The organism is Candidatus Obscuribacterales bacterium (genome assembly GCA_036703605.1).
Taxonomy (GTDB): domain Bacteria; phylum Cyanobacteriota; class Cyanobacteriia; order RECH01; family RECH01; genus RECH01.
The window spans coordinates 1-12,276 of sequence record DATNRH010000023.1; the positions used below are offsets into that span (position 1 = coordinate 1).

Sequence of the window (12,276 nt, forward strand, 5' to 3'; positions counted from 1 at the left end):
CGCGCCCCACCCCTCAACCCACCCCCACCCCCACGCCCTCTGCCACCCTACCAGTACCCACGTCACGATCGCTGGTGGTGATTGATCCAGGGCATGGCGGTCGTGATCCAGGAGCTGTAGGCATTGACGGACTACGGGAAAAAGATGTGGTGCTGCCCATTTCGCTGCAAGTTGCCAGCCTTTTAGAGCAGCAGGGTGTGCAAACCCAAATGACCCGCAGCGACGATCGCGAACTAGACTTAGCCCCCCGCGTCGCTAGCGCCGAGCGGGCCAATGCCGATCTTTTTGTCAGTATTCATGCCAATGCCTTGAGCATGAGTCGCCCTGATGTCAACGGCATCGAGACCTTCTACTACTCCAGTGGGCGATCGCTAGCCCAATCGATTCAGTCCAACCTCATTTCCACCACGGGAATGCGCGATCGCGGCGTTAAGCAAGCGCGGTTCTATGTGCTTACCCAAACCACCATGCCATCGGTTTTGGTGGAAGTGGGGTTTGTCACCGGTTCTGAAGATGCATCTCGTCTCCGGGATAGTGCTTTTCAAACCCAAATTGCTGAGGCGATCGCTCGGGGAATTTTAGAGCAGCTTTAGGAGGCTACCAGTATGCTGAAGCGATCGTTCCCTAGCCCCTTTGGGGCGGCTACGCCAACGACTGCGCTCAGGGAACGATCGCTCTGGGATGGGCCCAGGATCAGGGTTTTTGCTCCATTCTGCCCAAGGCGATCGCCCTGGGAGACCGTTCACCGCTAAGATGAAAAGAGATTCTGGTGGGTTGATCGACCTGCTTCAGGGCGCTGCGTGAGCTTCATCTTCGTAGGCGATCACCAGGCAAGAGTCTGTCAACCCAGTCCCGATGAACACCCTGTCTAGATGTCAGCCCTATGCTACTGAAATCCACGACTCGCCATATCCGTATTTTTAGCGCCATGGTTGATGGCAAAGACCTCAATCCTAGTGCCGATACATTAACCCTGGATATTGATCCCGATAACGAACTGAACTGGACAGATGCCGCGATCCAAGCCGTTCAGCAAAAGTTTCAGGCATTGGTAGACGCCAGCGAAGGTCAAGATTTAACCGACTACAACCTGCGGCGCATTGGTTCAGATCTAGAACATTTTGTGCGATCGCTTCTCCAAGCCGGCGATATTTCCTACAACCTGCAAAGCCGCGCCCGGAACTATAGCCTTGGGCTCCCCCAAGTGGTGGACAAAGCAACTAGCTAACGCCGCAACTACACCTTATGAATCGCCGTCGCTACCCCCTGTGCGAGATGTATCTCATCGATCATCGTTGAACATAGGGATAGGGTGGCCGCTGCAACGCTACCGGACTAAGAGGATAGACGGCGCTGATAAAACAGGGGCACCATTTGCACGATTGACCCTAGGAGCGCTGTGCCAACCACATACCAAGCCCCTACCTGGTTCCATCCAAAGGGGAGCTGGGTGAGAACAGACAGCCCTAAGGCAGCGATGCCTAGGGTGACAAAAGAGCTAAGGACTTGATTAATCGTAAGAGCCTCGGCAAGCTTTTGACTGGTCACTTCACCTATTTGCGGGATTGTCCATGCACCTAACTCCTCCGGCAGGGAAGCTGGGATAGGCTGACTTTGCCAAGCCTCTAGATCGCGCTGAAATTGGCGGACGGCTGAGGGGATCTGTCGCAGCGATCGCACATCTGTGGGCACGAGGGTGAATACTCCTGCCTGCTCTCCATCTTGCCAATAGAGACCTACCGTGGGCGATCGCCACCAGCCCTGGATACCTGGACGGCGCTGAATTTGGGTGATCTGGTCGGCTTGTAGGCAAAAGCGGGTTTGCTCTCCGGCATAGTAGAGGCGATCGCCCACCCACCAGACAAAGCCCAAATCCCAGTTGTAGAATCCCTCATAGATGCGCGGATTTGCGCCGGGAGATAGGCCCACAAAGCGCCCACCCCAGGCATCGATCGGTAATCCTTGGTACTGCAGTCGTTCCCCTAGCTGCTGCTCTAGGTTGCGATACCCCAGAAGCGGCATCCAGTTGAGCACCGCCAGCATGACGCCAACGGTGGCGATCGCCCCCAGGATCATGCCCAGCCAGGCAAGACCGCCGGTGAGTTGCCAGGTGTTGATCAGAATGGCGGCCAGGGTCGGCGTTAGGGTGAGAGCCAGCAGCAGCGAAAGGGATAGGCGAGTGATCACCCGTTGCTTAAAAGCCGTGGAGAAGATCGGCACGGCGTCAGCCATGGGCAGGGAGTAGGTGTCTGGCGATTCATCCGATTCTGCTAGCCATTCATCCAGATGCTCAGGCGAAACGTCATAGCGGGAGGCGATCGCCTCAGCCCGTCGCCGCATGGAGGGATGGGTGAGCAATAGTTCCCGTCGCTTGCCCCATTCCAGCGGCATTTGATTGAACTGCGCTAGTTTGACCAAGGCGGTGATCATCGCCTTAGGATTGCCCGTGAGCAACACGGCCTGCACATCCGCCTGATGCTCATATCGGCGAGAGGTCAGATAATAGGTGAGCAGGGAAACCACAACGGTGACCGGCAGCCAGGGAAATCCCGGTAGCACCAGCGTAGACATCATAAACGTGATCAAACCACAGCCCATGGCTGCCCAGAGCCAGGATCCCTGGAGCGATTGGTGGTGACCATACTGCAGGTGGGACAGTTCATGGGCCACGACGGCATCCACCTCATCCTTGGTGAGCTGCTCCAGCAACGACTGGGTAAACATCACCTGGCCGCCCTGCAGCGCAAAAGCATTGACCATCTTATTGCGCCCCCTAGGCAGGATATACACTTGGTTGAGCTTCACGCCGGTAGGTTTTGCTAAGTCAAAAATGCGATCGCGTAGATCTCCCATGGTCAGAGACTGCACCGTCAAGTCTTGAGACTTCATCAACCACTGCATCAGCACCACTCGGCTGACCACAGCCAGGATTATCCACACCACCCCTAGCTGAAAGGCACCGGCAAACAAGTCTCGTATGCCCGCTATCAAAAACATCAGGGGTAGAAGAACCTGGATCTGGCCTAGAAGACTTTGCTGAATGAGTTCAAACCGGCTCCAGTCCTGCTGCCCGATGTTCCGAAAGACAGGATAGGACAGAGCATAACTGAGGACATTGACCAGTAGGGGTGGAGCAATCAGCATCAAGTTGGTGCCCCAAACCGACGATAACCATGCCCAGCGATCGCCCATTAAACTAACTATCGTCAGCGTATCGAAGCTCAGCAATAGCACCAGCCAACCGATCCAAACGGCAGAACTCAGCAATCCCAGCCAATATTGATAGCTAAACCACGTCGTAGCCGCTCGATCGGGCGCAACCTGCAAGGCATGGTGTCGCATCCAGAGGATAAGCCCAAGGGGTAGCAAGATGAGAGCAATCCCTAGACCAGCCTGCAGGACGATAGTAGATATCCGGTAGCCTATTTGTAGCGTTAGCGTTTCGGGTAAGTCAGAGACAGCCAAGACTGTGTTGTACGCCGTAGACCCACCGTATCCAAGGCGATCGCCCAAGGCTGGCGTCATCACGAGCTGGCCAATCGTTCCATATACCCCCACCTGCAGCGTAGTAATATCTAAGGCCCGCAGCGGTTCTTCAAGGGCAGAGAGATTCAGGGTGATGATCGATTGCCAGGAACTAAGAGGGCTAGTGGGACGCTGACAATTGACTGTGATCGTTGACCAGCCGTCCCACGCGTCCACCGTGACATCAGAAGAAGCACAATAGAGCCGTTGGGGAAGTTGGTCAGCGATCGCTTGATCCTCCGCTCCCAATGAGTCACGCTCGGCGTCTGATAGCGGCACGTTCACGGCGAGATATAGAGAAACTGACTCTAAATCGGTGACATTCATGGATAAATAGGCATAGGGTGCATCATAACCGTCATACCCTTCATCACCGTCCCAGTCTTGGGCTAAGCTACTACGCCCCCAACTGCCTAAGCACCATGCTAAAGCGATCGCGATCAAGGCAATGCCGAGCCAACCGTAACGAGATGAAAAGCGCGATCGCTGTGAACGTTTTGACACAACTAACCTCCTAGAGGGGACGTCCCCTGGAACTCTGACCTAGAACTCTGACCTGGAACTCTGACTATGGGTAGATCGGTTTAATCTGTATAAATAGATGTAAATGAGTCGCTGATGGATGAACAAGCTCCTGGGATCCTGACGCTCTTGCGGGTTGGGGTAGCGTTAGCGTCAGCCAACGGAATCTAAGCTGGTTTTGGGTTTCCTGTTACTCAACCCAGCCCACGCAAAACGATTGGTTCACCAACCAGGGTTGGAACCGTGACGATGGGGCGATCGCCTGGTAGCTCTCGCAGATGACGTGCGCCTAGACCTTAACCCATGGTCTAGATCCCTACCTCGCGAATGTTACGAAATTTTCAATATCCTGAATCGAGATAGGATGATGGCAGCATTGATCCACCAAGGGTAGTGCCTCCTTTGACCTGTACAACCATCGACGGACTCAGGACTCATGGCCAAAGTATTTGATCAGATTACCCAGAATCTCCAGAACTTTATTCAGCAACAGTCGCTGTTTTTCGTGGCTACTGCCCCCTTATCTGATAGCGGACATATTAATCTTTCTCCCAAAGGGCTAGATAGCTTTCGCATTCTGTCACCCACCCGCGTTGCCTATCTCGACCTCACCGGCAGCGGCAATGAAACCTCAGCCCATCTTCAAGAAAACGGACGGATCACAATTATGTTTTGCGCCTTTCAGGGAGCGCCGATGATCCTACGCCTCTATGGAACCGGGCAAACCCTGTTGCCTGGCACCCCCGATTGGGATGCCAAGCGATCGCTGTTTCCTGAAATTCCAGGTATGCGACAGATTATTACGGTCGATCTCAATCGCATCCAAACCTCCTGCGGGCAAGGCGTACCGCTCCTTAGCTATGACGGACAGCGAGATTCCCTGGTGCAGTGGTCTGCTAAAAAGGGCATTGAGGGCTTGGAGGCCTATCAACAGCAAAAAAATCGGGTCAGCATTGATGGACTACCCACGCCCCTGGCCAGGCGATCGCCCTCCGACTCTCCCTAGCCTCGATGGATTGCGATCCGGATGGGGCATTCTAAGACTGGTATGGATGCAAAGAACCGCCCGGCTGGTCTACAGCGCTGCTATGGCGATTCCCTAGGACACTCCATCTTTTCACTCGCTATACTGGACGCACCGAGCAGAGCAATAGCATGAACGATCTCTTCAAAGGCTTCGAGCAACTGCTGGAACTAGCCAAGACCTTAGAGGAAAAGGCCGAAAAGGGCGAACTCAAGACGGATATCCGCATCAACTCCCGTTCGATGAGCAGCATTCCTCGCCAGGGCAATATCCCGAACGATATCGGCACCAGCCGCATTCGCACCCCCTCCAGTGGAGGTGAGGATGAGGGCGATCGCGTTTTGGTGACGCCGCCGCCCGGAGATGGTTCGGAGAGTCCTGATCTGCCTGACGCGTCTCTGCAAGATGTGGGCGGTCTGGGTGAGGTGCTGCGAGAGCTGCGGGAGCTGATCGAAATTCCCCTGAAGCGTCCCGACTTACTGAAGAAGCTAGGACTGGAGCCAACTCGGGGTGTCTTGCTCGTCGGGCCACCGGGAACCGGAAAGACCTTAACCGCTAGGGCGATCGCCGATGAACTGGGCGTCAACTACATCGCGATTATTGGCCCCGAAGTGATGGGCAAATATTACGGCGAGGCTGAAGCTCGCTTGCGCAGCATCTTTGAAAAAGCAGCGCGATCGGCTCCTTGTTTGGTGTTCATTGACGAAATTGACAGCCTCGCGCCCGATCGCGCCAAGGTGGAAGGAGAAGTAGAAAAACGTCTCGTGGCCCAGCTTTTGGGACTCATGGACGGCTTTGCTAAAACCGAAGGCGTGATCATCCTAGCGGCAACCAATCGTCCAGATCACCTCGATCCCGCCCTGCGTCGTCCTGGCCGCTTCGATCGCGAGGTGCAGTTCCGGGTGCCGGATCGAGATGGCCGCTTGGACATTCTCACCATTCTCACCCGCGCCATGCCGCTGGATGCATCGGTGGATTTGGGGGCGATCGCTGACTTAGGAGTTGGCATGGTCGGTGCCGATCTGAAAGCTCTCTGCCAGAAAGCCGCCTACTCCGCCCTACGGCGACAGGTGCCCACCTTGAGCGCTCCCATCCCCGACACCATGACCATCACCCACGACGACTTCCTGCAGGCAATCCGCGAGATTCGTCCTGCTGTTTTGCGGTCGGTGGAAGTGGAATCACCCAATACCCATTGGGATGACATTGGTGGATTGCAAGAGGTGAAGCAGCGACTGCAGGAATCCGTTGAGGGAGCCCTGCTCTATCCCGAACTCTATGCCCAAACCAAGGCAACTGCCCCCCGAGGAATTTTGCTCTGGGGGCCACCAGGAACCGGAAAAACGCTGTTGGCCAAGGCGATCGCCTCCCAGGCCCGCGCGAACTTCATTGCCGTGAATGGCCCGGAATTACTCAGCCGCTGGGTGGGAGCAGCAGAACAGGCGGTGCGAGAACTCTTTACCAAAGCTCGCCAAGCAGCGCCCTGCGTCATCTTCATTGATGAACTGGACACCCTAGCTCCGGCGCGAGGTAAATTTAACGGCGATTCCGGCGTCAGCGATCGCGTTGTGGGGCAACTCCTGACCGAACTGGATGGTCTACAAGGCTGCCCCAATGTGCTGTTGGTGGGGGCAACCAATCGCCCTGATGCCTTAGATCCAGCCCTGATGCGCGCTGGACGCTTAGATTTGCAACTGAAGATTGACCTACCCGATGCCGACAGTCGCCTAGCCATCCTGCAGGTTCATAACAGCGATCGCCCTCTGCAAGACGTCGATCTAGCCCAGTGGGCCGCCTGCACGGCAGATTGGAACGGCGCAGACCTGGCTCTGCTTAGCAACCAAGCTGCCTTAGAAGCCATTCGCCGCTACCGAGCCCTGCAGCTTGATGATCCCACTCTGGTATCGATTACCACCGCTGACTTTGAGCGGGCTCATCTGGCCCTCGAACTCCAGAAGCGATCGCTCTAGACTTCTTCCACCACCGGTTTGGGCTTCGTACGTTTGCCGCGGTTGGCTGGGTTGAGCGCATTCTCCAGCCAGCTAAAGAACTGCGACAGCACAATCACCATCACCAAATACACCATGGCAACCGTGCCGAAAAGCTCAAAGTAGCGATAGTTTGTCGCTGCGGCCAACTCCGCCTCGCGGAACAGTTCTTCATAGCTAATGATGGATACCAAGCTAGTATCTTTGAGCAGGGTAATAAATTCATTGCCCAAGGGCGGAATGATCCGGCGGAACGCTTGGGGAAAGATGACATAGCCCATGGTTTGCATAGGACTCAGACCGAGGGATTCAGATGCTTCCCGTTGCCCCAACTCAATAGACTGAATGCCCGACCGGACAATTTCAGCAATATAGGCCGTTGCATTTAAACTCAGCGCCAAGATAGCCGCGACTGGTCGGCTAAAGCTAAATTGGGAACCCATGCTTTGAATGAGCGATGGTATGCCAAAGTAAACCATAAAGATTTGCACCAGGAGCGGCGTTCCTCTGAAGAAATCCACGTAGATACGAGTGGCAATCCGCACCGCTGGAATGGGGGACAGGCGAGCAATCCCCATCAACGACCCTCCAATTAAGCCAAAAAAGATAACGATCACCGTTAGTTGAACGGTAATCCCGGCTCCAACCAAGAGCTTGGGAAAGGCATCTAGAATAACGTCTAGTCTCATGGTGTTGAATAGTGTTTATAACGGCGGAGTTGTAGCAAAATGAGCGTTGTAAGTAGAAGGGAGTCGAAGCTCTAGGAGACCATCAACCCGACTGGTGACCATCGAAGACCCTCACCCCGAACCCCTCTCCCAGGTCGGTAGAGGGGCTTTGAAAGCTCACTTTCTTATTCCTCTTTTCCCCTTGTTGGAGAAGAGGCTGGGGGATGAGGGGAAACGATGGATCTGGGACTTGCATCCGGAGATGATTCGAGCCTTGACCTTTCCCCTTCAATCCCAATCCAAACCGGACGAATTTAGACCGGTTTTACAACGGAGCCTCTTCCGGCAGCTCCGGCGGCTCTGCCCCAAACCAGGTTTGGAAAATCTCAGCATAGGTACCGTTATCGAGAATGGTAGCCATGCCAGAGTTGACCCGCTCTAGGTTGGGCGACCCCTTGGGCAGGGCAATACCGTAATACTCTTCCGTCACCAGTTCGCCAATCACCTTCAGACCAGGAATATTGCCGCTGGCGATCGCATCTAGGGTCACCGGTGCGTCATTAATCACCGCATCAGCATTGCCATTCGACAACTCTTGCAGGGCCAAGGGTGCGGAGTCAAAGGTGCTTATTTGGGCATCGGGAACGCCGTTAGCCGTATCTGCCCCTGTGGTGCCGATCTGGACAGCAATTCGCTTGCCTTCGAGGTCACCAATGGAATTAATATCCGTGTTGCTCTCTTGAACAGCGATCGCCAACCCAGCCGCAATATAGGGTCTGGAGAAATCTACCGTTTCCAGACGAACAGCAGTAATGGTCATGCCGCTGATAGCTGCATCCACTATGTTCGTCTGGAGAGCTGGGATAATGCCATCAAAGGGAAGACTTTGAAACTCCACCTCAAAGCCGGCCGCCTCGCCAATCGCATTCATCAGATCAATATCAAAGCCAGCCAGACTGCCGTCCTCAGCTTGAAATTCAAAGGGCGGAAACGCTGGCTCGGTCGCCACTACTAAGCGATCACTGCCGCCACCGGCTGCATCATCTGCGGGAGCACCCGTGTCACCACCACCGCCCCCACAGGCGGCGATCATCACAACACAAACCAAGCCAAGCAAAAACTGGCGTAAAAATCTAAATCGTGTCACTCGAACCATAGTCAACATTCACTTCAATACATTTTTTTCACGAGAACAGCATGTCCGGAAGGTGTTCTGTGATGTGGACTCAACCAACGATGCAGGTGATCCTGGCATGAGAGCAGGGTCAGCCATCCGATCATTAATCCGGATTATTGTACAGGGTTTGTTGAAACCAGTTCGTAGCCAATACGGCGATGTTGTGGGGTCTAGTGTGGTAGAACTGCTACAGTGCTGGGACTGTATTGGTGTAAAAATCCTGATTGTCTTAAGGTTTTCAGGGATAAAGCAGCCAGTATAGTGCAGCGATAACCACTTACTTTAGACAAACCCTGTGTGCCATGGTCAAGGTTAGCGATCGCCAAATGCCTGCTGTACTCTTCGAAGACGTCAAAAAACGGTACGGTGACTTACAAGTTTTAAACGGCATTAGCAGCCAGATCGCTCTGGGTGAAGTAGTGGCTATCATCGGCTCCTCGGGATGCGGCAAGAGTACCTTGCTGCGCTGCATTAACCGTCTAGAGGCTATCAACGGTGGTCGGCTAATCGTCAACGGCATAGACATTTCATCCCCCACCCTGCCCAATCAAGAACTGCGCCGCCTGCGTACTAACGTTGGCATGGTATTCCAGCAATTCAATCTATTTCCCCACAAAAGCGTTTTAGATAACTTAACTCTGGCTCCCCAGAAAGTATTGGGTCAGTCTAAGTCTGAAAGCAAGCAAACAGCTTATTTTTTCCTGGAGAAAGTTGGCTTATCAGAGAAAGCCAGCGCCTATCCTGATCAACTCTCGGGTGGACAAAAGCAACGGGTGGCGATCGCCCGAGCCCTGTGCATGAAGCCCCAAGTGATGCTCTTTGACGAACCAACCAGCGCCCTTGACCCAGAACTGGTGGGAGAAGTATTGCTGGTGATGAAACAACTGGCAGAAGAAGGGATGACTATGGTGATTGTCACCCACGAGATGCAATTTGCCCGCGAGGTAGCCGATCGTGTCATTTTCCTCAACAAGGGCTATATCGAAGAAGAAGGATCGGCGCGGGAAGTATTGACCAATCCCCAGAGCGATCGCCTACAGACCTTCCTCAGCCGCATGAGTTTCGCAGCGGTTTAGCATGGGCAAGCCCATGCCCCCTAGCTAACCTAAGCCTTTGAGATAGCCCTGAATCAGTTGAGCGATCGCTACCACCTCCAGCATGGCATAGGTAAAGGCATTAGCGACCCAAAAGGACTGATTTACCTTGCGCCGATCCAGCGTTTTCAATCTCCATCGTCCTAACCATGACTCAATGGCTACGGAAAGAAAAAACATGGGGATGAGAGTTACCATAATCTCCAAAGGCAACAGGAAAAATACGCCCGTAGGGATCAACATCACCCACTGAAAAAGCAGTTGACTGAGAACAGCCGTCGCCACCAGTAGTGCAATCCCTCCACCCAGGGTAGAGATAAAATTACCCGTAAAGGATATGTATAGGGCGAGCGGAATACTGAGCTTTAGGTATTTTCTGTGAACATAGGCTTCGATCGCCACGATAGGGATTAGGAGCAGAACTTGATATGTAATGCTCTGAGTGAATAAAGGGATACCTGAATTTGCAAGGTAAAATGATGGGTTCAGATACCAGATCAGGTTAGATGCTAGTGAAACCATAGATATTACAGAGTTTTTATAGGATGGTCATAGAATAAATCTAAGACAATGGAAGTATGTCAACGTTGCTGGGTTTACAGATGTTGACGGTTATGCCAAACAGCGATCGCTGCTTGATGCACCTGACGCCAAGGCTGGCCTGTGGCTTGGGCTACGGCCACACAATCCTCATACTCTGGCTGAGCATTGAGGATTTGACCCTGGTCATCCCGCGCTACTTTAATATGCACCAGATGACCATCCAACGTCACCTGATGAAACTCCCGCGCTAAGGCCCGGCGCTGGCTGAGCGATCGCCGTATACCTAGGGTTGTGGTTTCTCGAAATACGATCGTCTCGCAGTCCTCCAAGCGATCGCTCCTACAGATCACCGTCAGCAATACACCAGGACGAGACTTTTTCATGCCGATCGCTTGGGTAAACACATCCAGCGCCCCTGCAGCAAATAGAGCATCAAACACATAGCCAATGGCTTGGGGGTTGAGGTCATCAATCTGAGTTTCAAGAACAGCGATCGCCTCCAGAGATCCATCAGATAAGATTTCGTTAGATAGGTTGGTAACTGGATTAGGATCGGAATCGGACGATAGGCACATCTCACGTTGGCAGGTCTGGCCATCATCCCCCAGCCCCAGCCCCCAAGATGGGGAAGTCGGATTCAAAGTCCCTCTCCCTTCTTGGGAGAGGAATTTAGGGTGAGGGCTGCCAAGCTGGGCTGCAGCCTCGGGCGATCGCGTGGAGACAGGATGAGCGTGATGGGCTCCTGTCGTCTGTCCCTCTGAGGTTTCTCCTAGCCATAGCCGTAAAATATTGGGGATAGAGAGCGATCGCCCTCCGGCGCCTAAACCCACGCGCTGCAAAACCATCGGCGGTGGTGGACCAAACTGGAGAGCCAAGGTCGTGGCGATCGCTGCTCCCGTGGGAGTGACCATTTCCCGATCGATGCCATTGTGGTAGATCGGTACTTGACGCAGTTCCCAAAGCTTGAGAACCGCCGGAGCAGGAATAGGAATGCGACCATGGGCCGCCCAAACTGTCCCGCCGCCGGTGGGCAACGCTGAGCAATAAAGCTGATCGATCTTCAGCCAATCTAGCCCCAAACAGGTGCCGACAATATCCACGATCGCATCCGTTGCCCCCACTTCATGAAACTGCACCTGCTCCGGTGGAATGCCATGCACGGCTCCCTCAGCCTGGGCCAACTGCCGGAAAATTGCCAAACTCCACTGCGTAGGGCGATCGGGCAACTGCGCTGCCTGAATCATTTGCTCAATCTCTAGCAAGCGGCGGGTACCGTGGTCGTGGGTAGGGTCAGTATTATGGGTGTGAGCATGACCGTGATCATGGGTGTGAGGATGACCGTGAGCGTGGTCAGCATCATGGGTGTGGTTGGGAGGGCGATCATGATCATGGGCAGAGATGGGGGGCGTGAGGAGATCAACCTGCACCTTCGTCGCCCGCTGGCCATTGTGATTCGCCTCCTCCGCCCGCAGTTGAAATTCATCACCGATGCCCAAACGCTGCAACTGCTCAACCAAATACAGCAGCGGCACCCCCGCATCCACCAATGCTCCTAAACACATATCGCCCGACAGTCCGGTCGGGCAATCGAGATACGCCACCTTTGCCATGCACTGAGTCCTAGGTCTTGAGACTACTCATCTTGGCGTTGCTGAGTCAAGAGATGAACCGTTAGCTATAGGATCTGAAACTCCATGCACCATGCTGCGGAATCATCCCACCATTCAGCAATGCC

At 54.1% G+C, this 12,276-nt stretch carries 11 protein-coding genes; 5 read left to right on the forward strand and 6 right to left on the reverse strand.

Going from position 1 to position 12,276, the window contains the following annotated elements; translation table 11 throughout:
* The coding region (locus V6D20_00585) for an N-acetylmuramoyl-L-alanine amidase (protein ID HEY9814293.1) at positions 1–593 on the forward strand (593 nt) is incomplete at its 5' end.
* On the opposite strand, the gene V6D20_00590 is transcribed toward V6D20_00585, so the two are convergent.
* On the reverse strand, positions 579–746 hold the full coding sequence (locus tag V6D20_00590; GenBank protein HEY9814294.1) for a hypothetical protein: 168 nt from the start codon (positions 744–746) through the stop codon (positions 579–581). The two genes, V6D20_00585 and V6D20_00590, sit on opposite strands and share 15 nt — an antisense overlap.
* A 137-nt stretch (positions 747–883) precedes the next feature.
* Between V6D20_00590 and V6D20_00595 the strand changes: the two genes are divergently transcribed.
* Positions 884–1,228, forward strand: coding sequence for an NAD(P)H-quinone oxidoreductase subunit M (locus V6D20_00595; protein HEY9814295.1), 345 nt, complete (start codon positions 884–886; stop codon positions 1,226–1,228).
* A 107-nt stretch (positions 1,229–1,335) separates the two neighbouring features.
* Here the strand turns inward: V6D20_00595 and V6D20_00600 are convergent, their stop codons facing one another.
* Positions 1,336–4,029, reverse strand: a complete 2,694-nt coding sequence (locus V6D20_00600) for a M48 family metalloprotease (protein ID HEY9814296.1) — start codon at positions 4,027–4,029, stop codon at positions 1,336–1,338.
* A gap of 454 nt (positions 4,030–4,483) precedes the next feature.
* Between V6D20_00600 and V6D20_00605 the strand changes: the two genes are divergently transcribed.
* Both V6D20_00605 and V6D20_00610 read left to right on the forward strand, forming a co-directional pair.
* The gene (locus V6D20_00605) at positions 4,484–5,053 is read left to right on the forward strand and encodes a pyridoxamine 5'-phosphate oxidase family protein (protein ID HEY9814297.1); all 570 of its coding nucleotides are present in this window, start codon (positions 4,484–4,486) and stop codon (positions 5,051–5,053) included.
* A 149-nt stretch (positions 5,054–5,202) separates the two neighbouring features.
* Complete coding sequence (locus V6D20_00610) at positions 5,203–7,041, forward strand: AAA family ATPase (protein ID HEY9814298.1); 1,839 nt, start codon at positions 5,203–5,205, stop codon at positions 7,039–7,041.
* On the opposite strand, the gene V6D20_00615 is transcribed toward V6D20_00610, so the two are convergent.
* Complete coding sequence (locus V6D20_00615; GenBank protein HEY9814299.1) at positions 7,038–7,748, reverse strand: amino acid ABC transporter permease; 711 nt, start codon at positions 7,746–7,748, stop codon at positions 7,038–7,040. The genes V6D20_00610 and V6D20_00615 overlap by 4 nt on opposite strands.
* 304 nt (positions 7,749–8,052) lie before the next feature.
* Positions 8,053–8,883 (reverse strand): basic amino acid ABC transporter substrate-binding protein, encoded by an 831-nt coding sequence (locus V6D20_00620; protein HEY9814300.1) that lies wholly within the window; start codon positions 8,881–8,883, stop codon positions 8,053–8,055.
* A gap of 323 nt (positions 8,884–9,206) precedes the next feature.
* Here V6D20_00620 and V6D20_00625 point away from each other — a divergent pair, with 323 nt between their 5' ends.
* Positions 9,207–9,980, forward strand: coding sequence for an amino acid ABC transporter ATP-binding protein (locus V6D20_00625; protein ID HEY9814301.1), 774 nt, complete (start codon positions 9,207–9,209; stop codon positions 9,978–9,980).
* Positions 9,981–10,004: 24 nt separating this feature from the next.
* Here V6D20_00625 and V6D20_00630 read toward each other — a convergent pair whose 3' ends face one another.
* Both V6D20_00630 and larC read right to left on the reverse strand, forming a co-directional pair.
* Positions 10,005–10,520: a hypothetical protein gene (locus tag V6D20_00630; protein HEY9814302.1), complete on the reverse strand. Its 516-nt coding sequence runs from the start codon at positions 10,518–10,520 to the stop codon at positions 10,005–10,007.
* 74 nt (positions 10,521–10,594) lie between these two features.
* Positions 10,595–12,151 (reverse strand): nickel pincer cofactor biosynthesis protein LarC, encoded by a 1,557-nt coding sequence (gene larC, locus V6D20_00635; protein ID HEY9814303.1) that lies wholly within the window; start codon positions 12,149–12,151, stop codon positions 10,595–10,597.
* Between the last annotated feature and the right edge of the window lie 125 nt (positions 12,152–12,276).